At 52.9% G+C, this 25,664-nt stretch carries 21 protein-coding genes; 11 read left to right on the top strand and 10 right to left on the bottom strand.

Going from position 1 to position 25,664, the window contains the following annotated elements:
- Nucleotide 1: 1 nt before the first annotated feature.
- Entirely contained in the window at nucleotides 2-1,075 is a 1,074-nt protein-coding gene (gene ompA / locus WCC56_RS17150; RefSeq protein WP_424693544.1) for a porin OmpA, read from the top strand.
- 92 nt (nucleotides 1,076-1,167) lie between these two features.
- Here the strand turns inward: ompA and matP are convergent, their stop codons facing one another.
- Nucleotides 1,168-1,623, bottom strand: coding sequence for a macrodomain Ter protein MatP (gene matP / locus WCC56_RS17145; RefSeq protein ID WP_424693543.1), 456 nt, complete (start codon nucleotides 1,621-1,623; stop codon nucleotides 1,168-1,170).
- A gap of 185 nt (nucleotides 1,624-1,808) precedes the next feature.
- Between matP and WCC56_RS17140 the strand changes: the two genes are divergently transcribed.
- The gene (locus WCC56_RS17140) at nucleotides 1,809-3,563 is read left to right on the top strand and encodes an AAA family ATPase (RefSeq protein ID WP_424693542.1); all 1,755 of its coding nucleotides are present in this window, start codon (nucleotides 1,809-1,811) and stop codon (nucleotides 3,561-3,563) included.
- 68 nt (nucleotides 3,564-3,631) lie between these two features.
- Nucleotides 3,632-4,150 (top strand): bifunctional 3-hydroxydecanoyl-ACP dehydratase/trans-2-decenoyl-ACP isomerase, encoded by a 519-nt coding sequence (gene fabA, locus WCC56_RS17135; protein WP_424693541.1) that lies wholly within the window; start codon nucleotides 3,632-3,634, stop codon nucleotides 4,148-4,150.
- A gap of 68 nt (nucleotides 4,151-4,218) precedes the next feature.
- Here fabA and rmf read toward each other — a convergent pair whose 3' ends face one another.
- The 6 genes from rmf to rlmKL form a co-directional block, all read right to left on the bottom strand.
- Nucleotides 4,219-4,386: a ribosome modulation factor gene (gene rmf / locus WCC56_RS17130; protein WP_424693545.1), complete on the bottom strand. Its 168-nt coding sequence runs from the start codon at nucleotides 4,384-4,386 to the stop codon at nucleotides 4,219-4,221.
- Between the two features lie 281 nt (nucleotides 4,387-4,667).
- Nucleotides 4,668-5,234: a membrane integrity-associated transporter subunit PqiC gene (pqiC, locus tag WCC56_RS17125; RefSeq protein WP_424693540.1), complete on the bottom strand. Its 567-nt coding sequence runs from the start codon at nucleotides 5,232-5,234 to the stop codon at nucleotides 4,668-4,670.
- Nucleotides 5,234-6,874 carry an intermembrane transport protein PqiB gene (gene pqiB, locus WCC56_RS17120; RefSeq protein WP_424693539.1) on the bottom strand — a complete coding sequence of 547 codons (1,641 nt, stop codon included), beginning with the start codon at nucleotides 6,872-6,874 and terminating at the stop codon, nucleotides 5,234-5,236. Before pqiB ends, pqiC begins: the two co-directional genes overlap by 1 nt.
- Nucleotides 6,861-8,135, bottom strand: a complete 1,275-nt coding sequence (gene pqiA / locus WCC56_RS17115; RefSeq protein ID WP_424693538.1) for a membrane integrity-associated transporter subunit PqiA — start codon at nucleotides 8,133-8,135, stop codon at nucleotides 6,861-6,863. Before pqiA ends, pqiB begins: the two co-directional genes overlap by 14 nt.
- Nucleotides 8,136-8,156: 21 nt before the next feature.
- Nucleotides 8,157-10,064, bottom strand: a complete 1,908-nt coding sequence (locus WCC56_RS17110; protein ID WP_424693537.1) for an ABC transporter ATP-binding protein — start codon at nucleotides 10,062-10,064, stop codon at nucleotides 8,157-8,159.
- A 6-nt stretch (nucleotides 10,065-10,070) separates the two neighbouring features.
- A complete protein-coding gene (rlmKL, locus tag WCC56_RS17105; protein ID WP_424693536.1) occupies nucleotides 10,071-12,188 on the bottom strand; it encodes a bifunctional 23S rRNA (guanine(2069)-N(7))-methyltransferase RlmK/23S rRNA (guanine(2445)-N(2))-methyltransferase RlmL in 2,118 nt (705 codons plus the stop codon).
- Between the two features lie 146 nt (nucleotides 12,189-12,334).
- Here rlmKL and WCC56_RS17100 point away from each other — a divergent pair, with 146 nt between their 5' ends.
- A complete protein-coding gene (locus WCC56_RS17100; RefSeq protein WP_424693535.1) occupies nucleotides 12,335-13,447 on the top strand; it encodes a YcbX family protein in 1,113 nt (370 codons plus the stop codon).
- A gap of 2 nt (nucleotides 13,448-13,449) precedes the next feature.
- On the opposite strand, the gene WCC56_RS17095 is transcribed toward WCC56_RS17100, so the two are convergent.
- Nucleotides 13,450-13,995: a cell division protein ZapC gene (locus tag WCC56_RS17095; protein WP_424693534.1), complete on the bottom strand. Its 546-nt coding sequence runs from the start codon at nucleotides 13,993-13,995 to the stop codon at nucleotides 13,450-13,452.
- 174 nt (nucleotides 13,996-14,169) lie between these two features.
- On the bottom strand, nucleotides 14,170-15,180 hold the full coding sequence (gene pyrD / locus WCC56_RS17090) for a quinone-dependent dihydroorotate dehydrogenase (protein WP_424693533.1): 1,011 nt from the start codon (nucleotides 15,178-15,180) through the stop codon (nucleotides 14,170-14,172).
- Nucleotides 15,181-15,559: 379 nt separating this feature from the next.
- Here pyrD and ssuE point away from each other — a divergent pair, with 379 nt between their 5' ends.
- Genes ssuE through ssuB form a run of 5 tightly spaced genes read left to right on the top strand, consistent with a single transcriptional unit; the run spans nucleotide 15,560 to nucleotide 19,823 of the window.
- Nucleotides 15,560-16,111, top strand: coding sequence for an NADPH-dependent FMN reductase (ssuE, locus tag WCC56_RS17085; RefSeq protein ID WP_424693532.1), 552 nt, complete (start codon nucleotides 15,560-15,562; stop codon nucleotides 16,109-16,111).
- Nucleotides 16,112-16,121: 10 nt separating this feature from the next.
- Nucleotides 16,122-17,078, top strand: a complete 957-nt coding sequence (locus WCC56_RS17080; protein WP_424693531.1) for a sulfonate ABC transporter substrate-binding protein — start codon at nucleotides 16,122-16,124, stop codon at nucleotides 17,076-17,078.
- A 14-nt stretch (nucleotides 17,079-17,092) separates the two neighbouring features.
- Nucleotides 17,093-18,238, top strand: coding sequence for an FMNH2-dependent alkanesulfonate monooxygenase (gene ssuD, locus WCC56_RS17075; protein ID WP_424693530.1), 1,146 nt, complete (start codon nucleotides 17,093-17,095; stop codon nucleotides 18,236-18,238).
- 8 nt (nucleotides 18,239-18,246) lie between these two features.
- A complete protein-coding gene (gene ssuC, locus WCC56_RS17070) occupies nucleotides 18,247-19,038 on the top strand; it encodes an aliphatic sulfonate ABC transporter permease SsuC (RefSeq protein ID WP_424693529.1) in 792 nt (263 codons plus the stop codon).
- Nucleotides 19,035-19,823, top strand: a complete 789-nt coding sequence (ssuB, locus tag WCC56_RS17065) for an aliphatic sulfonates ABC transporter ATP-binding protein (RefSeq protein WP_424693528.1) — start codon at nucleotides 19,035-19,037, stop codon at nucleotides 19,821-19,823. Before ssuC ends, ssuB begins: the two co-directional genes overlap by 4 nt.
- 45 nt (nucleotides 19,824-19,868) lie before the next feature.
- On the opposite strand, the gene pepN is transcribed toward ssuB, so the two are convergent.
- Nucleotides 19,869-22,484 (bottom strand): aminopeptidase N, encoded by a 2,616-nt coding sequence (gene pepN / locus WCC56_RS17060; RefSeq protein WP_424693527.1) that lies wholly within the window; start codon nucleotides 22,482-22,484, stop codon nucleotides 19,869-19,871.
- 264 nt (nucleotides 22,485-22,748) lie between these two features.
- Between pepN and pncB the strand changes: the two genes are divergently transcribed.
- Together pncB and asnS are read left to right on the top strand one after the other, a co-directional pair.
- The gene (pncB, locus tag WCC56_RS17055; protein WP_424693526.1) at nucleotides 22,749-23,954 is read left to right on the top strand and encodes a nicotinate phosphoribosyltransferase; all 1,206 of its coding nucleotides are present in this window, start codon (nucleotides 22,749-22,751) and stop codon (nucleotides 23,952-23,954) included.
- 176 nt (nucleotides 23,955-24,130) lie between these two features.
- The gene (gene asnS / locus WCC56_RS17050; RefSeq protein WP_424693525.1) at nucleotides 24,131-25,531 is read left to right on the top strand and encodes an asparagine--tRNA ligase; all 1,401 of its coding nucleotides are present in this window, start codon (nucleotides 24,131-24,133) and stop codon (nucleotides 25,529-25,531) included.
- Nucleotides 25,532-25,664: the final 133 nt, after the last annotated feature.

The raw sequence follows: 25,664 nt of genomic DNA, 5'->3' as shown, positions 1-25,664 counted from the left end.
AATGAAAAAGACAGCTATCGCAATTGCAGTGGCACTGGCTGGCTTCGCTACCGTAGCGCAGGCCGCTCCTAAAGATAACACCTGGTATACTGGTGCAAAACTGGGTTGGTCTCAGTACCATGACACTGGTTACTACGGTAACGGTTATGCAAACAACGACGGCCCAACTCACGAAAGCCAGCTTGGTGCAGGTGCTTTCGGTGGCTACCAGGCGAACCAATACCTGGGCTTCGAAATGGGTTATGACTGGTTAGGCCGTATGCCTAACAAAGGCAACGTAACTAACGGCGCTTTCAAAGCACAGGGCATTCAGCTGGCTGCTAAACTGAGCTACCCAATCACTGACGATCTGGACGTGTACACTCGTCTGGGCGGCATGGTATGGCGTGCAGATTCTACCCAGCAGAACGTGGCTACTGGCAACCGTCAGAGCGACCACGATACCGGTGTTTCTCCACTGGCAGCAGTTGGTGTTGAATACGCACTGACTCAGAACTGGGCTACCCGCCTGGACTACCAGTGGGTTAACAACATTGGTGATGCACAGACTGTTGGCGCTCGTCCAGACAACGGCATGTTAGCACTGGGTCTGTCTTACCGTTTCGGTCAGGACGAAGCTGCTGCTCCAGTAGTCGCTCCGGCTCCAGCGCCAGCGCCAGTTGTTGAAACCAAGCGTTTCACTCTGAAATCAGACGTTCTGTTCACCTTCAACAAAGCTTCCCTGAAGCCAGAAGGTCAGCAGGCTCTGGATCAGCTGTACACCCAGCTGAGCTCCCTGGATCCTAAAGATGGTTCTGTAGTTGTTATGGGCTTCTCAGACCGTATCGGTTCTGACCAGTACAACCAGAAACTGTCCGAGAAACGTGCTCAGTCAGTAGTTGACTACCTCGTTTCTAAAGGCATCCCTGCTAACAAGATCTCTGCACGCGGTATGGGTGAATCTAACCCAGTTACCGGCAACACCTGTGACAGCGTGAAAGGCCGTAATGCCCTGATCGATTGCCTGGCACCGGATCGTCGCGTAGAAATCGAAGTTAAAGGCATCAAAGATGTTGTAACTCAGCCACAGGGCTAAGTTCTCTTTGATGAAAAAACCCCGCTTCGGCGGGGTTTTTTTTTGGACTTTTTTTTGTGTACCGGACTGGCGGCAAAATTTACGCTGAGAAATTAATCAGGCTTGCCGAGAATGGCCTGCAGATCTTGTTTAAGCGAAGACATCTGATTGGCGTACTTCTCTTTTCGCTCTGCATCTTCAATCAGTTGCACGATAGTTTCAGACAGCGTGCTGTTACGCCGTTGAGCCAGACCAGCAAGGCGCTGCCAGACCAGATACTCCAGGTCGATAGATTTTTTGCGTGTGTGCTGATGTTCAGCATTAAAATGACGCTTACGACGGGCGCGAATGGTTTGCTTCATCCGGTTTTCGAGTGCCGGATTAATGTGTTGAGCAATCCAGGTTAAGACATCTACCGGACGATTCTCCATCGCCAGCAGTTCATCCACCACCACCTGAGCCGCACTGTATTCAAGATATCGGGTGATCGCTTCACCCTCCCGGTGCTTTTTCACCAGGTATTTCCATTTCCAACCGCTTTCAAGATTTTCCAGTTGCTGATATTTCATCGGAATCTCATGCTGATTTCGTGACGGGTTTAGAATAACAGCTTTTTTTAAGCATACCGTAGAGAAAACGGGCTGGTTATCGCAATCTGCAGCTGAACATCGTCTGAAGTATCACTCTACGGTGCTTAACAGGCTGAAATCTTGTATAATGCCGCTTTTACTCATTTCAGAAAAATACGATAACTTTGACCAACAACAGACTTGAATGGCGTGCCCTACAGCCCGATACAGAAAGCGTTCAGCCCCTGTTCCTGCAGGCGCCTGAAGACGACGCCAGCTGCTTTGATGCCGTGCAATCACGCCTGTTTAATGGCCTGAGTCTCCTGCAGCAAACGCCGGCAAAATTGCCGCTGATGCTGATCAAAACAGCTGAGAACGTCGAATATCAGGCTTTACTGCAAGATGTCCTTACCGCCCTCACAGAAGATGATGAGGTGACCTTACAGGGAGGCCATTACCAGATCGAAGGAATGTCGGTAACCTGGCGTCCGGCAGAGACGGAACAGGATAACTTCGCCAGCACTGGCGGCATCCATCGTGCAGACTGGATTGAGGCAGAACAGCTTTTAGGCTGTGTTCGCTGGTACAACAACCAGCTGACACTTGAACCCGGGCTGGTTCACAGGGCCAACGGCGGCACAGTAATTTTGTCGCTGCGAACGTTAATTGCACAACCCATTTTATGGCTGCGCATTAAACAAATCCTCACTACACAGCGCTTTGACTGGCACTCTCCTGATGAAACCCGCCCTTTACCGGTAGCTATCCCTTCAATGCCAGTGCAGTTTCGTCTGGTCCTGACTGGCGATCGTGACGTGCTGGCAGATTTTCAGGAAATGGAACCTGAGATGGCTGCACTCTGCCTCTACGCGGAATTCGAAGAGAATATCCAGATTGTAGATGGCGAAGAGTTCAGCCTGTGGGTGAAATGGGTGTTGAACATTGCCGCCAGCGAAGGCTACGGTCCTATTGCTGAAGACTTCTGGCCGGTGCTGATCCGCGAAGCCGCCCGTTACACTGGCGATCAGGATACGTTGCCACTGGATCCTTCCTGGATCACCCGGCAACTGTTGGAAGCGGCCATGTACAGCCCGGACGAATCGGTCAATGGAGAGCAGCTGCAAACCGCGCTGGAGACTCGTTCGTGGCGTGAAGGCTTCCTCGCGGAACGTGTGCGCGATGAGATCCTGCTCGATCAAATCCTGATCGAAACCGAAGGGACAATGATCGGTCAGATTAATGCCCTGTCAGTGATCGAGTTTCCTGGCCATCCGCGTGCTTTCGGCGAGCCTTCAAGGATCAGCTGTGTAGTGCATGTTGGCGACGGTGAATTCAACGACGTCGAGCGCAAGGCAGAGTTAGGCGGTAACATTCATGCTAAAGGCATGATGATTATGCAAGCCTGGCTGATCGCTGAGCTGGAACTTGAGCAGCAGCTGCCCTTCTCGGCCTCCATCGTATTTGAGCAATCCTATTCAGAAGTGGACGGCGACAGCGCCTCACTGGCAGAGCTTTGCGCATTGATAAGTGCCCTCTCAGGCCAGCCGCTGACGCAACAAATCGCCGTGACGGGTTCTGTCGATCAATTCGGTCGGGTGCAGCCAGTCGGCGGACTGAACGAAAAAATCGAAGGATTTTTCCACATCTGTCATCAGCGAACGCTTAACGGAACGCAGGGGGTCATTATGCCTCTGGCAAACGTTCGCCACCTGTCGTTGCAGCAAGACGTTGTTGATGCGGTTCGGGAAGGAAAATTCCATATCTGGGCAGTCAGCAGTGTGGAAGAAGCCTTACCGATCCTGACCGGTGCAGAGTGGGATAAAGAAGAGGGTCCTTGCCTGCTACGTACTATCCAGGAGCGTATCGCTCTGATGAATCAGCAGGAAGGACGTCATCGTCCGTGGCCGTTTCGCTGGTTAAACTGGTTTAACCACAGCTGATCGGACTTGTTCAGCTTACAGCTGTAAGCTAGACTTCGTGACTCATTAAAATAAGGCATATTGAGAACATGGTAGATAAACGCGACTCCTATACAAAAGAAGACCTGATTGCCTCTGGTCGTGGTGAGCTGTTCGGCGCTGAAGGCCCACCGTTACCGTCTGGCAATATGTTGATGATGGACCGCGTGGTCAAAATGACTGAAGACGGCGGTAACTACGGGAAAGGTTTCGTTGAAGCCGAGCTGGATATCAATCCGGACCTGTGGTTCTTTGGCTGTCACTTTATTGGCGACCCGGTAATGCCTGGTTGTCTCGGTCTGGATGCCATGTGGCAGCTGGTTGGCTTCTATCTCGGCTGGTTAGGCGCTGAAGGTAAAGGTCGTGCTCTGGGTGTGGGTGAAGTCAAATTCACTGGCCAGGTACTGCCAACCGCGAAGAAAGTTTCTTACCGCATTCACTTTAAGCGTGTGATCAATCGCAAGCTGGTGATGGGTGTGGCAGACGGTGAAGTGCTGGTAGACGGTCACGTGATTTATACCGCTACAGATTTGAAAGTGGGTTTGTTCAAAGATACGACTGCTTTTTAATCCTGAGCACTAAACAGAAACCTCCGCTTCGGCGGAGGTTCTTTTCGTTACTACAGTGAACAGTCAGATTACACAGTAACCGTCCTGTCCTCCATGGCTTGTCGCCAACCTCCCAACCAGTGAGATTTCGCATCTATCAATTGATAGGGACACATTTCTTTCGAGCGTCCGGTTATACCGGCCTGATAACCTCGTGAGTGTGCCCGTTCTAGCCGATCTCGTTTCTGTCTCTTCATCATGCCTGTAATCCTCTCTTCAGGTCAGGTGGAATCTGGTGGAAAGAAATCAATGGTCGCTTTCTGCGTAACCACTCATAAGTTCTACCGCCAACTGGTCCAAAGATCAATGCGCAAATTTCACGCCAATGTCATCGTTCTGTGACAAACCAGGGGAAATCCTGGGCGCAAATAAGCGCACATTTTGCTAATAAGCCGCTGTTAAGCCAAAAAAAAGCCCCTGACTGCGGAAAATTTGAATTTTCGACAATCAAGGGCTTAGCTCTAAAGATTAAATTGTATTAATTAATGCCACGGATCGCATTGGCGATTTCGCCCGCTTCCTGCTGCCATCCTTTAGCCAGCGTTCTGACTAACGCATCGTAACCATCTTCCGTTTGCGGCAAGGTTAGCGCGAATGAGCGCTTGATGATCTGGCCCTGATGCTCCAGAACCCAGTCACCGCTTATTACCGCCTGCCCATCGTAGCGACCCTGGAAGCCCGTGACGTTGACGTTGAGCGTATCCTGCTGTTGCCCCAACTGGCTGGATGAAACCAGCCAGCCTGGCAGTGCTTCGCCCAGATTGGTCACCAGCGTCTGATGCAACTGCTGGTCCAGCGGGCTGGCCCACAGATTATTAGCGGCAATCACATACTTCACATCGCTGCTTTGATAGACCAGGCCGTTTCCGGCCAGATAATCTGGCACGGAAACATGCTGAACAAACACCGCCGGACGAATGGCATCCGCAGGACTGCTTGTAGAGGTCGCTTTGCCGCCCGCAGGCAGCTGATAGTAGGTTGTTTCTGGCGTGCTGCTACAGGCAGACAGCGCCAGAGCCAGGGCTACGGGGATCCATTTCATCATTATTTCGCCCTCTTCGGCTGCGGGTCCTGACCTGGTTTAGCTTCAAACACCAGGGCGTTACTCTTACTGTTCAAGGTCTTCAGTACAGGTTGCAGTTCGCGCATGACCTGATCCAGTCGCTGCATATCACCGACCAACCGGCTATAGGCAGGCGAACCAGGCTGGAAGCCTTTCATACTGTTGTTCAGTTCACGAAGCGTTTTCTGCATATCGGCCGGCAGATCTTTCATCGACTGGCTGGAGGTGATCTGGTTGATGTTATCCAGGGTTTTCTGCAGTTCCTGCACCGTTTTCTGGCTTTGCTTCAGCGTGCTGGTAGCCTGATTCAACAGCGGATTGAGTGGCAGATTGTTGATCTTGTCCAGCGCATCCATCAATTTCTGTTGGATTTGCGCCAGCCCACCGCTCACGGTTGGGATCAGCTGATAGCCAGACAAATTCCGCGGTCCGGTGTACGGTTTCGCATTTTTATAGAAATCGAGATCGATATACAACGCCCCTGTTAACAGGTTCGCCGACTTCAGAGAAGCTCGCAGACCATTCTGAATACCGTCTTTCAGGTGCTGTTCAATATCAAAATCTTTACCCAACATACTCTGGAAACGATCGGGCTCGATGCGGATCAATACCGGGATGCGGTAATCCGTATCCAGCTGCTGTGAAATAGATTCTGATTTAAAGGGCACTTCTGCCACGGTACCCAGACGTATGCCACGGAATTCAACTGGCGCGCCCGGCTGCAGACCACGGATTGAATCCGTAAAGAACATCAGGAAGTCTTTATGGGCGGTATACAGGGAATCCTGAATACTGCGCTGATCGTCAAACAGCTTATATTCCGCCTGGTTCTGCGCAACCTGTCCCAGCTGCCAACCGTCAGGCACATCAAAGCTTACGCCGCCACTAAAGAGTGTGGTCAGTGAGCCCATTTCAACACGCATACCTGAAGCCGACATATCCACCGCGATGCCACTGTCTTTCCAGAAGCGGACGTTGGTGGTAATTAAGCGGTCATAAGGTGCGGCAATAAACAGCTGATAAGTCATCATGCGCTTGTCGGCATCAAAATGGCTGGTTTCCACCGACCCAACGCGATAGCCACGGAAGAGAACCGGATCGCCAGGATTCAGTTGGCCAGCTTTAGCACTGTCCAGCGTGATCCGGATACCTTTAGCATCTGGTGGAGCAAGAGGTGGCGAATCCAGCAGGTCGTATTTCTCTTTACTCTCGCCTTTCGTCCCCGGCTGCAATTCTATGTAGGCCCCTGATAGCAGCGTTCCGAGGCCGGTAACGCCCTCACGCCCTATCGCTGGTTTCACTACCCAGAAGGCACTGTCGCTTTTTAACAGTTTTTCCATACCTGAGTTCAGGCGGACAGTAATCTCTACATGGTGAAGATCGTCGGTTAAGACTGCACTTTCAACGACACCCACATCCACACTGCGGCTTTTGATGGCTGTTTTACCGCCTTCAATCCCTTCAGCATTCGTGGTGATCAAGGTGACCAATGGCCCCTGATGGCTAAAGTGGTAAAACAGGATCCACGCACCGATCAATACGGTGACAATGGGAATGATCCAGACCGGTGACCAGCGTTTGATTTGATCAACCGTCGCCACGCCGTGATTATTTTCCTTCAATGCTTGGCTCCTCAAGACTTTTTTCACGTACACGATCCCAGGTCAGACGAGGGTCAAAGGTCATGGCTGCAAACATAGTCAGAATAACAACCATGGCAAACAGCAGCGCCCCCGTCGCGGGATAAATACTCATCAGTTGCCCCATGCGCACCAGCGCAGAGAGCACAGCAATGACAAACACGTCAATCATGGACCAGCGTCCCACGAACTCTACCACTTCATAAATCTTGTGCATCCGTTCGCTGTCGTGTTGGGTTTCGCCTTTATGGTTCGCATCCCAGCACAGCCAGCCAATCGCCATCATTTTCAGTGACGGAACCATGATACTGGCAATGAAGATCACCAACGCCACCGGGAACGAGCCTTCGCTCCACAGCAACACCACTCCGGCCATAATGGTCGAGGTGATTTTGGTGCCCAACGCCTGGGTAATCATTATCGGCAACAAATTGGCCGGGATATACAGCACAATCGAGGTGACCAGCAGCGCCATAGTCCATTGTAAACTGTTCTTACGGCGGGCATGACCCTTCGTCCCGCAGCGGGTGCAGGTGTACTGATCGACCGGGAGAATAGCGGTACAGCAACGGCAGGACCTTAATCCCTGATGAATACCGCTGATCGCAGGAACAGGTTTGGAAGGCAGCGCGGGAAGCGGCTCAATGTGGTTCCATAACCAGCGACGGTCCACACATTGAAAAGCCCTGAGCTGCAGCACACAAAACAGACACCAGGGCACAAAGCTGGCACCGATGCCGATATTGCCGTAAGCCATCAGCTTCACGAAGCTGACCAAAACCCCTGCCAGAAAAATCTCTGACATTCCCCAGGTCTTGATCTGAAACAGCATGCGAGAGAGGCTCTTTTTCAGCGGCAAGGGTAAGCGGAAGGGATTGACCAGCAGCAGAATAGCTACCATACACACCGCAGGCACCGCCTGCACAAAGACCATAAACAGCGTAGCCAGACTGTTGTAATCCTCAGAAACCATCACCTGAGGAATACGCAACAGCGTTATTTCGCTGCTCAGTCCCGCCACGCGCATATTGACGAACGGGAACAGGTTAGCCAGAACCAGCATAAACAACGCCGCCAGCGCATAACCGGTAGGCCGCTTTTGCGGCTCTACCCAGTTAGCTGTTAGCGTGGTTTCGCAACGCGGGCAGCTGGCTTTGCTACCCGGTTTCAGTTCCGGCAGTTGTGTCATCAGGTCACACTGCGGGCAGAGCATCCATTGATCAGCGTGGTACGATGAACACATAAACGACCTCTTGCTTAAGCATCAGCCGTTTTTCAACGACTCCAGATATTCCCAGCGTTCAAACGCCACTTCCAGTTCCTGCTCAGCAACGGCAAGCGCATCCAGCAAGGGTTGCGTCACATCATGAGGCTGACTGAAGAAATCACCGTCTGCCACTTTGGCCTGCAGGGTTTCAAGTTGGCTTTCAAGCGCTTCCATTTTCTGTGGCAGCTGTTCCAGTTCACGCTGTAAGTTATAGCTTAGCTTATTAACGGCACGTTTTTCTGGCTCTGCTTTGGCATTTTCCTGACGCGCTGACGGAGCAGGTTTGCCCAGAGAACGAGTCTGCTTATAGGCTGCACGCTGACGCTGAGCATCATGGTAGCCACCGACAAAGGCACCAATCTCACCGTTGCCTTCAAAGATCCAGCATTCAGTCACGGTGTTATCCACGAACTGACGATCGTGGCTTACCAGCAATACGGTGCCCTGATAACCGTCAACCAACTCTTCCAGCAGTTCCAGCGTTTCCACATCCAGGTCATTGGTCGGTTCATCGAGGATCAGCAGGTTACTTGGCTTCAGGAAGAGACGGGCCAGCAACAGGCGGTTACGCTCCCCCCCTGACAATGCACGCACTGGCGTCATTGCACGTTTAGGATGGAACAGGAACTCCTGCAGGTAACCGAGAACATGGCGCGGCTTACCGTTAACCATCACTTCCTGCTTACCTTCGGCCAGGTTGTCCATTACCGTGCGGTCAGGATCCAGATCGGCACGGTGCTGGTCAAAGTAAGCGACTTCGAGTTTTGTCCCGATGTGCACGCGGCCACTGCTGGCCTTCAGCTCATCCAGCATCAGCCTCAACAGGGTCGTTTTACCGCAGCCGTTGGATCCAATCAGGGCAATCTTATCGCCACGCTGAACCTGAGCGCTGAAATCACGCACCAGTTGTTTGCCGTCCACGCTGTAGTGAAGATTTTCCATCTCAAAGACAATTTTGCCGGAGCGGGAAGCTTCCTCAACCTGCATATTGGCTTTGCCCATCACTTCACGGCGTTCTGAACGCTCGTTACGCAACGCTTTCAGCGCACGGACACGACCTTCGTTACGCGTGCGACGAGCTTTGATGCCCTGGCGGATCCACACTTCTTCCTGCGCCAGTTTGCGGTCGAATTCGGCATTCTGCATCTCTTCAACGCGCAGCGCTTCTTCTTTGCTCAGCAGGTACAGGTCGTAATCGCCAGGCCAGGAGACTAACTTGCCACGATCCAGATCGACAATACGGGTAGCCATATTGCGGATAAAGGAACGGTCGTGGGAAATAAAGATAATGCTGCCCTGGAAGGTTTTCAGGAACCCTTCCAGCCAGTCGATGGTTTCGATGTCCAGGTGGTTGGTTGGCTCATCCAGCATCAACACACGCGGGTTGCTGACCAGTGCCCGGCCCAGCGCGGCTTTACGCAGCCAGCCGCCAGACAGTGAAGACAACGGCACATCTGGATCCAGGCCGATCTGCTTCAACACATCATGAATACGCGTTTCCAACTGCCACAGATTCTGATGATCCAGAATGGTTTGCAGACGCCCCATTTCATTGAGGTTTTTATCACTAGGATCGGTCATCACCAGATGCGAAATCGCGTGGTAAGCCTTCAGGTATTCGGCCTGCTCGTTGACGCCTTCGGCCACGAAATCATAGACAGAACCTTCCACATTCCGCGGAGGATCCTGCTGCAGACGTGAAACAACCAGGTCCTGCTCATAAATGATGCGACCATCATCGAGCGCCTGCTCGCGGTTAATGATTTTCATCAGCGTGGATTTACCCGCGCCGTTACGACCTACCAGACAGACCCGCTCATTTTCTTCGATGTGCAGTTCGGTGTTATCCAACAACGGGGCATCACTGAAAGAGAGATACGCACCATGAATACTAATTAATGACATAAAAACTTATTCCTTACCGGCGTGAGCGATCAGCCAGCAGTTATGTATTTGACGATTACGGGCAAAATCCTGCGACTGGGTTTTGGCGGTGATATCCTGTGCAACAAGATTCAGCCCGGCCAGGCCGTCGTGGTCCATTTTGAAACCGCGTTTATTGTTAGAGAACATAATGGTGCCGCCTTTACGCAGCAGCCTTTTCAAATCTTTCATCAGCAGCAGATGATCGCGCTGGATCTCGAAACTCTCTTCCATGCGCTTGGAGTTAGAGAAGGTTGGCGGATCGATAAAGATCAGGTCGAACTGTTCGGTCGACTCGCTCAGCCAGCCCAGGCAGTCGGCCTGCATCAGGCGGTGCTGACGGCCCGTTAAGCCGTTCAGTCGCAGATTGCGTTCAGCCCACTCCAGATAGGTACGCGACATATCCACCGTGGTCGTGCTGCGTGCGCCGCCCAATCCCGCATGAACACTGGCACTGCCGGTGTAAGCAAACAGGTTAAGGAAGTCTTTGTCTTTGCTCATCTTGCCGAGCATCTTACGGGCAATGCGGTGATCCAGGAACAGACCGGTATCCAGATAGTCGGTCAGATTGACCCACATTTTGGCATTGAATTCGCTAACTACGAAGAAATCGCCCTTCTCGTCCATTTTCTGATACTGGCTTTTCCCTTTCTGACGCTCACGGGTTTTCAGTACCAGCTTGTCAGAAGGCAATTCCAGCACGTGCAGCGTGGCTGAAATGACATCGAACAGGCGCTGACGGGCTTTGGCAGGTTCAACGGTTTTTGGCGCTGCATACTCCTGAACGACAACCCAGTCGCCGTAACGATCGACGGCTACGTTGTAGTCAGGCAGGTCGGCGTCATAAATGCGGTAACATTCAATCCCTTCCTGACGAGCCCACTTTTCCAGCTTCTTGATGTTTTTACGCAGGCGGTTAGCATAATCTTCCGCAACCTGCCCACCGGCAGCTGCAGAAGGGTTCACCGCCAGCTGATAGTTTTTCTGTACGCAGTCCAGTGGACCGTTTTTCGCTTTGAACTGACGGTCAGCACGCAGCTGCAGGCAGCTAAGCAGTTCCGGAGAGGCGCTGAACAGCGACAGATTCCAGCCGCCGAAGTGGCTTTTCATCAGGCGGCCCAGCTGGCTGTGCAGAGCAATCAGCGCGGGTTCGCTGTCCATACGCTCACCGTAAGGGGGGTTGCTCACCACTGTCCCGGTGGGTCCTTCTGGCAGTGGGTTGCTCAGCTTCTGCACTTCCTGCACGGTAAAGCTGATGATGTCGGCCATTCCTGCGCGACGGGCATTGGCAATCGCACGTTCAAGCACGCGTGAGTCATTGTCATAGCCATAAAAGCGAGACGGAGTTTCCTGCACACCGCGTTTGGCACGAACCTGTGCTTCGCTGGTCACTTCACGCCACAGTTCCGGGTCAAATTTGGACCAGCCGGTAAAGCCCCAATGTGGACGATGCAAGCCTGGGGCACGATCGCTGGCGATCATCGCGGCTTCAATCAACAGGGTTCCCGATCCACACATAGGATCCACCAGCGGCGTTCCAACCTGCCAGCCCGAGCGCAATACGATGGCGGCGGCCAGGTTCTCTTTTAACGGAGCCTGACCGGTTTGTTGGCGATAACCACGCTGATGCAGGCCTTCACCACTCAGATCCAACGCAATGCTGGCAGTATCTTTGTTCAGCCAGACGTTAACACGGATATCTGGCTGCTCGCGGTCAACGTCAGGGCGCGCAAAGCCTTTGCGGGTGAAGCTGTCCACAATGGCGTCTTTTACTTTTAACGCGCCGTACTGGCTGTTACGGATAACTTCGTTCAGACCGCTGAAATGCACCGCAAACGTTTTATCACTGCCGAACATCGCCGGCCAGTCGATAGCCTGCACACCAAGATAGAGGTCCAGGTCACTGTAAACACCGCATTCGGTCAGCGGCAGCAGGATGCGCGAAGCCAGACGGCTCCACATCAGACTTTGGTACATCAGACGATCGTCACCCTGGTAATGTACGCCGCCCTGGACGATTTGGCAGCCCTCGGCCCCCATCGCTTCCAGTTCACTTTTTAACAGCTCTTCGAGCCCACGCGCCGTACTGGCAAACAGAGAATTCATAGTGTCACTTATCGTCGTCAGAAAATTGCTGCGCATTATAGCTAATCGCAGGCACATGTCATAAAGTTAGCTTCTTTTCCTCAGGTACCCCGCCGCTTTTCTTGCCTGAAGACGCTTTTTTCCTCTTTATTTGCCTGGAGGGCACCATGATTAGCCTGTCTCGTCTGTTCATTCATCCGGTGAAGTCGTTGCGGGGAACCCAGGTTTCCCATGCACAGGCACTGGAGAGTGGGCTGGCCTTTGACCGTGTCTTTATGATCACGGACGAGGATGGCACCTTTATTACCGCCCGCCAGTATCCGGAAATGGTTCTTTTCACGCCAGCATTGATCCCTGAAGGTCTGTCTCTTTCGGCTCCAGATGGCACCAGCGCCACGATCCGTTTGGCCGACTTCGCCGATCGGCAAGCGCCAACGGAAGTCTGGGGAAATGTGTTCACTTCCCTCATTGCACCAGCGGCTATCAACGAGTGGCTCAGTGGCTTCTTCCCTCGCCCGGTGCAACTGCGCTGGGTTGGCCCGCAAATGTCCCGCCGGGTTAAACGCTTTGAGCAGGTTCCGTTGGGCTTTGCCGATGGCTTTCCGTTCCTGCTTATAAATGAAGCCTCTTTGCAGGATTTGCGTCAGCGCTGTCCGGCAGGGATCAAGCTGGAACAGTTCCGGCCAAACCTTGTGGTCACAGGCGCCACGGCCTGGGCTGAAGACAGCTGGTCAACCGTACGGATTGGTGACGTCCTTTTTGATGTGCCAAAACCTTGCAGCCGTTGCGTGCTGACCACCGTTAGCCCGGAGAAAGGGCGTAAACACCCAAGCGGAGAGCCGTTGGTCACGCTGCAAAAGTTCCGCACCGCCACAGACGGCAGCGGAGACATTGATTTTGGTCTCAACCTGATTGCCAGAAACAGCGGCATCATGCGGGTAGGCGACGAACTTCAGGTTCTGGCCAGCAAGCCCCCACGCCCTTATAGCGCAGGCCAGGTCGTTGAGTCGCTGGACGTGGTCAGTAACAGTGCGGAAAGCGTCACTATCAGCTGGCAGGGGGACACTTTTCAGGGCAACAATCAGCAGATACTTCTGGAGCAGCTGGAAATGCAGGGGTTCCGCATTCCGTACTCTTGCCGGGCCGGAATTTGTGGCAGTTGCCATGTAAATCTGGTGTCAGGCGAAGTCAGTCCGATGAAAAAAGGGGCTGTGCGTGATAACGGCAGGATCCTCAGCTGCAGCTGTATTCCAGCCGGCGACCTGGTCCTGACGCAATAACCTTAAACAGCCCTGGCGTAAGGAAGAGATTCAGACTGCTGCCGGGGCTGAAGACGATCGTTCATCACTTTGATCGCATCTCCTAACACCATTCCGCGCCCTGCTAACGTCAGCTGTGGCTGAGCCAGCAAACAGAGTGCCGCATTTTCTCCGCTTTCTATCACCAGCAGACTAGCCTGTTCACCGTTTTCACACAGCTTCACATTGACCAGTTCACCTTCCGCCGGAACCCAACCGCTGTGGCGATGGGTTTCGAAGTGCCAACTTTTCGGCATTAACGGCTTGAGGAAACGGCAGGCGACCAGGGCGTTCAGCACCAGTTCAGCACGCTGATCCACATTCAGTTCACAACGGCGGCAGTTCTCTTCAAAACTGAAAAAAAGTGCGGCGTCATCGACACAAAACCCTGAAGTATCAAAAGCATCAGGCGTCAGCATCTTACGAGGAAAGCGCGAACGGAACAGCATTCCGTCAGCCAGATCCAGCATCATGCGATCGTGATCTACATCGAAAAACCAGCGCCAGCTGTCGTCAGGTTTAATTCTCATGATGGGTCCTGTAGTAATAAAAATGGCCGCTATTTACTGGACGAACGCTGGATTTGAAAAGTTACGTCAATCCAACCGCAAGCCAAAATAGTCTGAATAATGTTTAAACAGGATAAAATATAAACGAGCCAGCGGCGAAAATAAAGCCCCTGGCTTGTTTAGCTAAGAATTAGCTTAGATGTGGGTCACAATTTCTTTTATCAACGGCGGACCTTTGTAAATAAAGCCGGAATAGATTTGGATCAATGAGGCACCCGCCGCCATTTTCTCACGGGCTGAAACCAGCGAATCAATGCCACCCACACCTATAATAGGCAGCTTGCCTTGCAGTTCATGCGACAGGCGGCGAATAATTTCTGTGCTGCGCAATTGCACCGGACGCCCACTTAATCCACCGGCTTCTCCAGCGTGCTTAAGTCCCTCAACCAGAGAACGATCGAGCGTAGTATTGGTGGCAATCACACCATCAATATTATGACGCACCAGACTGTCGGCAATTTGGATCAACTCTTCTTCAGAAAGATCCGGCGCGATCTTCACCGCAACAGGAACATATTTGTGATGAATCATTTCAAGATCTTTCTGTTTCTGTTTGACCGCAATCAAAAGATCATCCAGCGCCTCGCCATATTGCAGCGTACGTAATCCTGGGGTGTTCGGGGAGGAGATATTTACCGTGATGTAACCCGCATAAGGATAGATCTTCTCCATGCAGATTAAATAATCGTCTTTGCCGTTCTCAACCGGTGTGTCTTTATTCTTGCCAATGTTGATCCCCAGCACGCCATCGAAATGCGATTTTTTGACGTTCTCTACCAGGTTATCCACGCCGTGGTTATTGAACCCCATGCGATTGATGATGCCCTCGGCTTCCAGCACGCGGAACATTCTTGGCTTATCGTTACCGTCCTGTGCTCTTGGCGTCACGGTGCCAATTTCAATCGAACCGAAGCCCAGCGCCCCAAAAGCATCAATACACTCGCCGTTTTTATCCAGTCCTGCGGCCAGGCCCAGCGGATTCTTAAAGGTCAGTCCCATACAGTTCACCGGCTTAAAAGGCAGTGACTGGCGAACCAGGTGCATTAAAGGGGTACCGGTAACGCGATGCAGCTGCCTGAGCGTCAGTTCATGGGCGCGCTCAGCATCAAGCTGAAAAAGGGCCTTACGGACAAAGGGGTAATACATGGTCGCTCCTGAATGCCCGAGACTCTCAGGCTGGAAAGGACAAACAGTTGATATCGTCTGGCGATACTAACCCTGAAAACTGCGTTTTACCGTCACGTCTCGCCGCTTCTCCCCTTTTTATACTGTGGAACCGTTGGAGGGCTGTGATGCCAGTCAATGACGGCGCAGTGACGCTGCAGGTGCGGGGCAAAATGGTAAAGTTCTTTGCCGTGAAAGTAAAACGATAGTGCCAGCTTAAGCGCCCGGAACGCTTTTATATCCGCTAATCAACTTTTCTATGCCAGATAAATCATTTAAGCCTCCCCTGCCCGTCTGTCAGGATAGTTCCATCGGTTCCAGAATAAGTCAGTTCAATAACTTTTAGTTATAAGGAGAGGTTATGCGCGTTATTACTCTGGCGGGAAGTCCTCGCTACCCATCTCGTTCCACTGCCCTGTTAACTGTTTGCCAGCGCCTGCTTGAACAGCGCGGTGTCGAGGTTATTCCGTGGAATCTGCATAACTTCGTGCCTGAAGACCTGCTGTATGCCCGCTTCGATTCGCCTGCTCTGCTGGCTTTAAAAGAAGATCTTGAGCAAGCGGATGGGGTGATTGTTGCCACCCCAGTTTATAAAGCCTCTTTTTCTGGCGCACTGAAAACGCTGCTGGACCTGCTTCCAGAGCGCGCCCTTGAACATAAAGTTGTGCTGCCGCTGGCTACCGGTGGAACGGTTGCTCATATGCTGGCTGTAGATTATGCCCTCAAGCCTGTTCTGAATGCGCTGAAGGCGCAGGAAGTGCTGCACGGCGTGTTCGCTGATGATTCACAGATAACGGATTACGACCGCCAGCCGGAGCTTTCCCCTGTGCTTCGCGACCGTATCAACGAGTCCATAGACACCTTCTGGTCTGCTCTGGCTCGTCGCCATCAGCCGCTGGCTTTGGCCGTTTAAGGAGCCGTTGATGACTTTTTTTACAAGGATCCTCTCCGCTTTAACGCTGAGCAGCGTGCTGGCGAGTAGCGTTTTCGCCGCAGAAACAGAGGCACCGAAAACCTTCCGCATTGGTTATCAGAAAGGGTCTGTGAGCATGGTGTTAGCTAAATCTCATCACCTGCTGGAACAGCGTTTTCCCCACACCCAAATCAAATGGGTAGAGTTCCCGGCGGGCCCCCAAATGCTGGAGGCGCTAAACGTCAACAGCATTGATCTGGGCAGCACCGGGGATATCCCCCCCATTTTTGCTCAGGCTGCCGGAGCAGACTTACTGTATGTAGGCGTGGAACCGCCGAAGCCGAAAGCCGAAGTGATTCTGGTGGCGAAAGACAGCCCGTATAAAACCGTGGCCGATCTTAAAGGCCATAAGGTCGCCTTTCAGAAAGGCTCCAGCTCACACAACTTAGTGCTGCGCGCGCTGGAAAAAGCCGGCTTAAAGTTCAGCGATATCCAGCCAGCTTATCTGACGCCTGCCGATGCACGAGCCGCCTTCCAGCAGGGTGATGTAGATGCCTGGGCAATCTGGGACCCTTACTACTCTGCGGCCCTGCTGCAAGGTGGCGTCAGAGTCCTGACCGATGGCAGCCAGCTAAATCAGACTGGCTCATTTTATCTGGCTACCCGACCGTTTACCGAAGCCAATGGCACCTTTATTACTCAAGTACTGGCTACCTTCAGCAAGGCTGATGCCCTGACTTTAAGTGACCGAAGCCAGAGTATCGATCTGCTGTCGCAGGCGATGGGCTTGCCCAAGCCGGTGATTGCCAGCTATCTGGATCATCGTCCCCCTACTTCAATCGGCCCGGTCAGTGATCGGACAGCCAAAGCCCAGCAACAAACGGCAGACCTGTTTTATGCCAGCCATTTAATGCCGGTAAAAGTCGAGATTGCCGACCGTATCTGGCACGCCAGCAGCGCTAACTAATAAGGAGTCCCAACATGAGCCTTTCCGTTTTCTGGTTTTTACCTACCCACGGTGATGGGCAGTATTTAGGTACTTCAGAGGGTGCTCGTCCGGTCGATCACGGTTATCTGCAGCAGATCGCTCAGGCAGCGGATCGTCTGGGTTTTGGCGGCGTGCTGATCCCCACTGGCCGTTCGTGTGAAGATGCCTGGCTGGTTGCCGCCTCCCTGATCCCGGTAACCCAACGCTTACGCTTCCTGGTGGCCTTACGTCCTGGCGTGATTTCACCTACTCAGGCCGCTCGCCAGGCTGCCACCTTAGACCGGCTGTCAAATGGCCGGGCGTTATTCAACCTGGTGACTGGCGGCGACGCCGAAGAGCTGGCCGGTGATGGCGTGTTCCTCGACCATAAAGAACGCTATGAAGAGTCTGCTGAATTTACTCGCGTCTGGCGTCGGGTGCTGGAAGGCGAAACGGTCGACTACGAAGGCAAGCATGTTCACGTTCGTGGCGCTCGATTAATGTTCAAACCCATTCAGCAACCTCGCCCGCCTTTATGGTTTGGTGGCTCTTCGGACCCCGCGCAGGATCTGGCAGCAGAACAGGTTGATGTCTATCTGACATGGGGCGAGCCTCCCGCTCAGGTGAAAGAGAAAATTGCTCAGGTGCAGGCGAAAGCGGCAGCACAAGGGCGCAAAGTGAAGTTTGGCATTCGCCTGCATGTGATTGTGCGTGAAACCAATGAAGAAGCCTGGCAGGCTGCCGATCGTCTTATTTCTCATCTTGATGATGCCACAATTGCCAAAGCCCAGGCTGCTCTGGCTAAAACAGATTCGGTAGGCCAGCAGCGCATGCGAGCGTTGCACAGCGGCAGTCGTGACAAGCTGGAAATCAGCCCAAATCTCTGGGCTGGGGTCGGTCTGGTTCGTGGGGGTGCTGGCACAGCATTAGTCGGCGACGGTAAAACAGTAGCGGCCAGAATGCAGGAATATGCCGACCTGGGTATTGAAACCTTCATTCTGTCTGGCTATCCGCACCTTGAGGAAGCCTACCGCGTAGGCGAACTGTTGTTCCCTCATCTGGATTTGGCGGTGCCGGAAATTCCGCAGCCGGGGTCAGTGATGGCTCATGGCGAAGCGGTGGCTCACGATTTTGCCCCACAAAAAGTGTCACAGAGTTAGAGGTGAAGATGAAAAAGCAGCTTACTCGTGTCGGGAACGGGCTGGTGCCCTGGGCTCTTCCCGCCCTGTTAATTCTGGTCTGGCAGATTGCTTCCCAGACTGGCTGGCTCTCAACCCGCATTCTGCCCTCGCCCGAGGCGATTGTCGTGACCTTCTGGAAGCTTTCGGTAAGCGGTGAACTGCTGCAAAACCTGGCTATCAGCAGCTGGCGTGCCGCTATCGGTTTTGGCATAGGCGGATCGATTGGTCTGATCCTGGGGCTGATCACCGGCATGTCGCGCCTGGGAGAAAGATTGCTGGATACGTCAGTACAGATGTTGCGTAACGTGCCGCATCTGGCGCTGATCCCGCTGGTGATCCTGTGGTTTGGCATCGATGAGTCAGCCAAGATCTTCCTGGTTGCTCTGGGCACGATGTTTCCCATCTATCTGAACACCTATCACGGCATCCGTAATATTGACCATGGCTTAGTAGAGATGGCTCGCAGCTACGGCCTTTCCGGCTGGAGCCTGTTTATTCAGGTGGTATTGCCTGGCGCCCTGCCCTCCATCATGGTCGGCGTCCGATTTGCGCTGGGACTGATGTGGCTGACGCTGATCGTGGCCGAGACCATTTCCGCCAGTTCAGGCATTGGCTATCTGGCGATGAATGCCCGTGAGTTTTTACAAACCGATGTGGTCGTGGTGGCGATCATCCTTTATGCCCTGCTCGGTAAACTGGCCGATGTCAGCGCGCAGCTACTGGAACGTGTCTGGTTGCGCTGGCATCCGGCTTATCAACTGAAAGAGGATAACGCATGAGCGAATTAACCGCTTCTCCGGCTCGCCTGAATGCCGGCACGCCACTGGTGATCAACAGCGTCAGCAAGCAGTACAAAGGCCGTACGGTATTAAACAATATCGATCTGCATATTCCTTCTGGTCAGTTTGTCGCGGTTGTGGGCCGCAGCGGATGTGGCAAAAGTACGCTGCTGCGTCTGCTTGCTGGCCTGGAAAAAACCTCATCCGGGGCGCTGCTTGCGGGCAATGCACCGCTCAGTGAAGCCAGAGACGACACTCGTTTGATGTTTCAGGATGCCCGCCTGCTGCCCTGGAAAAGCGTGATTGATAATGTCGGATTAGGCCTGAAAGGCAAAAGCTGGAAAGCCGCGGCGCTGGAAGCACTTGAAGCCGTAGGACTGGCTGACCGGGCGAAAGAGTGGCCTGCTGCCCTCTCTGGTGGCCAGAAGCAACGAGTGGCATTGGCTCGCGCGCTGATCCATCGTCCGGGTTTATTGCTGCTGGATGAACCGCTGGGCGCGCTGGATGCTTTAACTCGCATCGAAATGCAGGATCTGATTGAGTCGCTTTGGCAGAAGCACAACTTTACCGTGTTGCTGGTCACTCATGATGTCAGCGAAGCTGTGGCAATGGCCGATCGGGTTCTGCTAATAGAAGAAGGGAATATCGGGCTGGATCTGCTGGTTGATTTGCCCCGCCCAAGACGTAAAGGCTCTGTGCGTTTGGCGGAACTTGAAGCAGAAGTTCTGGATCGGGTGATGAAGCGCAGCCCGTTTGAAGCGGAAAAACGCTACGCACAACGCTAAAAAAAGGGGCGAATCTCGCCCCTTATCCTTTTCTCTTCAGCTTACTCAGGCACTCAGGGCTTTACTGATTTTCTCGTAAAGGTCACCCGAAAGCTTGTCCAGCCCTTTCAACTGCTCCAGCGCTTTGCGCATCAGCGCCTGACGACCAGCATCGTAGCGTTTCAGGCGGATCAACGGCTCGATCATGCGTGCGGCAACCTGCGGGTTGCGCGTGTTCAGATCGGTCAGAATTTCCACCAGGAACTGATAACCGCTGCCATTGGCAGCATGGAACGCCGACGGATTCGCCGAAGCGAAAGCCCCTATCAACGAACGGATACGGTTTGGATTGCTCAAGGTAAATGAGCGGTGGCTTAATAGCGCACGAACACGGTTGAGCACATCCGGTGCCGGGCTGGTGGCCTGCAGGGCAAACCATTTATCCATGACCAGGCCATCCTTATGCCAACGCTCATCAAATGCCATCAGCAGACTTTCACGACAAGGCAGCTGAGCCGCAACAGAAGCCGCCATCGCCGCCAGCGAATCGGTCATATTATTCGCCTGCTTAAACTGGGCTTGAACCAGCTTATCGGCCAGCTCAACCTCGCCAAAGGCCAGATAACCCAGACAAACATTTTTCAGTGAACGCTTACCAATGTCAGCATGCTCAATACGGTATTCGCCGCTCTGATTGGCGTGATAAACCGCCAGCCATTCGTCAGCCAGCTCGGTTGCCAGCAGGCGCACCAACGATTCACGCACGTCAGAAATAGCCTGAGGATCGATAGTCTCAAACAGCTCGGCTATCTCATTCTCACCAGGCAGCGTAAGAATTAACGCCATCAACGCCGGATCGCTGTTCTCTTCCAGCAGCACCGCGCGGAAAGCATCAGCAACATGCAGAGGAACGGAAAGCGGCTGCCCCTGTTGATGGCGGGCCACATTCAGCTTGATGTAAGTCGCCATCAGGCTTTGAGCAGCATCCCAGCGGGCAAAGTCATTGCGGGCATGACGCATCAGGAAGGTTAACTGCGCATCGCTCCAGTTATAGTCCAGTTTTACCGGCGCGGAGAATTCACGCAGCAGCGAAGGAACAGGCTGGAAATAAACATTGTCGAACACGAAGCTCTGGAACTCGTCGACCACATTCAGCACGTTATGTACCGGATGGCCATTATGCTGCAGAGGGATCACCTTGCCTTCGCCATCATACAGTTCAATGTCCAGCGGGATGTGCAGCGGCAGCTTCTCTTTTTGATCGGCTGTAGCTGGCGTTCTCTGCGTGACGTGCAACGTATACTGTTCCAGTTCCGGGTTGTAGTCATCGCGAATCGAAACAATTGGCGTGCCAGACTGGCTGTACCAGCGGCGGAACTGCGACAAATCAACGTTGGACGCATCTTCCATAGCCTGCACAAAATCGTCGCAGGTTGCGGCGCTGCCATCGTGACGTTCGAAATAGACCTGCATGCCTTTCTGGAAGTTCTCTTCGCCCAGTAAGGTATGCAGCATGCGGATCACTTCTGACCCCTTTTCATACACCGTCAGGGTGTAGAAGTTATTCATTTCGATCACCTGCTCAGGGCGGATTGGATGCGCCATTGGGCTGGCATCTTCGGCAAACTGAGCACCGCGCATGATGCGCACGTTATCGATACGGTTGACCGCGCGGGATCCCAGATCGGAGCTGAATTCCTGATCGCGGAACACCGTCAGCCCCTCTTTCAGGCTGAGCTGGAACCAGTCGCGGCAGGTCACACGGTTGCCGGTCCAGTTGTGGAAATATTCATGGCCGATCACCGCTTCAATGCCGAGGTAATCTTTGTCGGTAGCGGTTTCTGCCTTCGCCAGCACATATTTGGAGTTAAAGACGTTAAGTCCTTTATTCTCCATCGCGCCCATGTTGAAGAAGTCCACCGCGACGATCATAAAGATGTCCAGGTCGTACTCCAGACCGAAACGCTCTTCATCCCACTTCATGCTGTTTTTCAGCGAGGTCATCGCCCAGTCAGCGCGATCGAGGTTGCCACGATCGACAAAGATTTCCAGCGCCACATCGCGGCCTGAACGGGTTTTGAAGCTGTCACGCAGCACATCGAAGTCACCCGCTACCACCGCAAACAGATAGCAAGGTTTCGGGAACGGATCTTCCCACTTCATCCAGTGACGACCATCTTCCATCTGTCCGGCATCGATACGGTTGCCGTTTGACAGTAAATATGGATAAAGCGCCTTCTCTGCCACAATCGTGGTGGTAAAGCGCGCCAGTACGTCAGGGCGATCAAGATACCAGGTAATATGGCGGAAGCCTTCAGCTTCACATTGGGTACAGAGCGCTTCCCCTGATTTATACAGCCCTTCCAGCGCGGTATTTTTATCCGGGTGGATCTCGTTGACGATTTTCAGCGTAAAGGCTTCCGGCAGTTGCTCAAGGATCAGAGCGCCCTCTTCCAGCCGGTACTGTGACCAGGCCTGGTCGTCAACCTCCAGTGAGACCAGCTTCAGGTCTTCACCGTCAAGACGCAGTTCTGCTCCTTCAGCCCCCAACCTTTTTACGCGGCTGATGGCGGTCACCTGCGTGGTGCTGGCATCCAGGAGAAAAGTCAGGTCGATATCCGTGATGGTGTAATCCGGAGCACGGTAATCATGGCGATTTTTGGCTTGTGGCAGTTGCGTCATAAGTCCTTCTCACGTCGATAATTAGTTAACCTTTTCAAGTCTATTCCTGTTAGCCCGATGTTGCCACGTTGAATCGCGACAGGGCGGGGTCTTTAGCCTGAAAAGCTACATTTCATTAACAAGCGCACAGATTGCCCTCGACCTGATCCGCGGTAATGTGTTGTGATCAGCTTCACTAAACGAGTATTCAAGTTATACTCCAGCGTCTTTTCCACTTTTTGAACCAGGGATAACGCTCTTCGCCAGAGGATGCTGAAACGCACCATGACTCGACATGCTACCCCGATCCTGACCACCTTGTTGGACACGGATGCCTATAAGCTGCATATGCAGCAAGCAGTGTTCCATCGTTATCGGAACGTTTCTGTGGTGGCTGAGTTTCGCTGCCGTGGTGATGACCTGCTGGGCATTTATGCAGATGAAATTGTCCGGCAGATAGCGACCATGCAGTCGCTGGCACTGACTGACGAAGAAGCTGATTACCTTGCTGGCCTGCCCTTCTTTAAGGCGGATTATCTGGCCTGGCTGCGAGAATACCGTTATGACCCGTCAACGGTTGTGGTGCGTAACCACCAGGGCAAACTGGATATTCGCATCAGCGGCAGCTGGCTGGACGTTATCATGTGGGAAGTGCCGCTGCTGGCGCTGATCAGTGAAGTGGTTCATCGCCATCGTTCGCCGCTGGTTACGCCAGAAATGGCCGTGACGCACCTGCAAAGCAAGCTGGCTGATTTCAAAGAATTAACGGCCGAGCTGGATATGTCCCGCTTTAAGCTGATGGACTTTGGTACGCGTCGCCGCTTCTCGCGCGATGTGCAGCTGGCTATCGTCAGCACGCTTCAGCAGGAGTTCCCGTGGTTGGTTGGCTCCAGTAACTACGATGTTGCCCGACAGCTGACTATCGCGCCCGTTGGCACTCAGGCTCATGAATGGTTCCAGGCTCATCAGCAGATTAGCCCGGTGCTGGCTAACAGCCAGCGTGCAGCTTTGCAGGCCTGGCTGGATGAATACCCTGACCGTTTGGGTATTGCGCTGACTGACTGCATTACCATGGATGCTTTCCTGCGTGACTTCGGCCAAAATTTTGCCACCAGTTATCAGGGCCTGCGCCATGACTCTGGCGACCCGTTTGAATGGGGCGAAAAGGCCATTGCGCATTATGAGCATCTGGGTATCGATCCTCGCAGCAAAACGCTGGTGTTCTCCGATAATCTCGATCTTGAGAAAGCCGTGGCGCTTTACCGCCAGTTTGGCCAGCGCGTGGACGTGATTTTTGGCATCGGCACCAAACTGACCTGCGATATTCCTCAGATAACCCCCCTTAACATTGTGATCAAGCTGGTGGAATGTAACGGCAAACCGGTAGCCAAACTGTCGGACAGCCCAGGCAAAACCATTTGCCAGGATAAAGCCTTTGTCCGCGCCTTACGTAAAGCCTTCGATCTGCCGCTGGTGAAAAAAGCCAGTTAGTGCCGCAATAAAAAGAGAAGAGCTTCAGCCTCTTCTCTTTTCTTTCCTGCAATTCCCCTAATAAATCTCCCGCAGAACAACGAATTCTTCTTGTGTCTCGCCAGTCGGCAAGTAACATAGCACTACCCCAAATCCGGGGTATTTTTCCTAATCCTGATTAATAGTGAGAGACTTTTATGAGCGTTGTGCCTGTAGCGGATGTACTGCAAGGCCGGGTCGCGGTTGACAGTGAAGTCACCGTACGCGGTTGGGTACGTACAAGAAGAGATTCAAAAGCTGGTATTTCTTTCATCGCCGTATATGACGGCTCCTGCTTTAATCCCGTCCAGGCTGTCGTCAATAATTCTCTGAATAATTATCAGGACGAAGTACTGCGACTGACCACCGGCTGCTCTGTTGTCATTACGGGCAAAGTGGTGGAATCCCCTGGCGAAGGTCAGAGCTTTGAAATCCAGGCCACCGCTGTAGAAGTGGTTGGTTGGGTTGATGATCCTGATACTTACCCAATGGCCGCCAAACGCCACAGCATTGAATACCTGCGCGAAGTGGCCCACCTGCGCCCACGTACCAACCTGATTGGTGCCGTGGCGCGTGTTCGCCATACCCTGGCGCAAGCGTTGCACCGCTTCTTTGATGAGCAGGGCTTCTTCTGGGTTTCCACCCCATTGATCACCGCTTCGGATACCGAAGGTGCTGGCGAAATGTTCCGCGTGTCCACGCTGGATATGGAAAACCTGCCGCGCACGCCTGAAGGCAAAGTGAATTTTGACGAAGATTTCTTCGGTAAAGAAGCCTTCCTGACCGTCTCCGGCCAGTTGAACGGTGAGACTTACGCCAGCGCTATCTCCAAAATCTATACCTTTGGTCCAACCTTCCGTGCAGAAAACTCCAACACCAGCCGTCACCTGGCGGAATTCTGGATGCTGGAGCCGGAAATTGCTTTTGCCAACCTGGAAGATAATGCGGCCCTGGCCGAAGCCATGCTGAAGTATGTCTTCAAAGCCGTGCTGGAAGAGCGTCGTGATGATATGGAGTTCTTCGCCGAGCGTGTAGACAAAGATGCCATCTCTCGCCTTGAACGTTTTGTAACCACAGATTTTGCTCAGGTGGATTACACCGAAGCGGTTGAGATCCTGATCGCCTGCGGCGAGAAGTTTGAAAATGCCGTCTCCTGGGGTATCGATCTCTCTTCTGAACACGAGCGTTACCTGGCGGAAAAACACTTTAAAGCGCCGGTAGTGGTTAAAAACTATCCGAAAGATATCAAAGCTTTTTATATGCGCCTGAACGACGACGGTAAAACCGTGGCGGCGATGGACGTTCTGGCCCCAGGTATTGGTGAAATTATCGGGGGATCTCAACGTGAAGAGCGTCTGGACGTGCTGGATGCTCGCCTGGCCGAGATGGGTCTGAATAAAGAAGATTACTGGTGGTATCGTGACTTACGTCGTTACGGCACCGTTCCTCATTCAGGTTTCGGTTTAGGTTTCGAAAGATTAATCGCCTATGTCACTGGTGTGCAAAATGTAAGAGATGTTATCGCCTTCCCAAGAACGCCGCGTAACGCCACCTTCTGATTTTCCGCATTAAATATAAGAAATTCATATATATATTCAAGGTCAGCCTAGCTGGCCTTTTTTTATTTTTGTAAATTTAGAGATGCTTCACAAAGTTCCGTGATTTTTACATTTTGTAATACATATTTTCCTC

Origin of the sequence: Erwinia sp. (genome assembly GCF_049696395.1) — a bacterium.
Lineage (GTDB): Bacteria > Pseudomonadota > Gammaproteobacteria > Enterobacterales > Enterobacteriaceae > Erwinia.
Note: the sequence above shows the minus strand (reverse complement) of the source record. Positions and strands in the feature narration are given on the sequence as shown.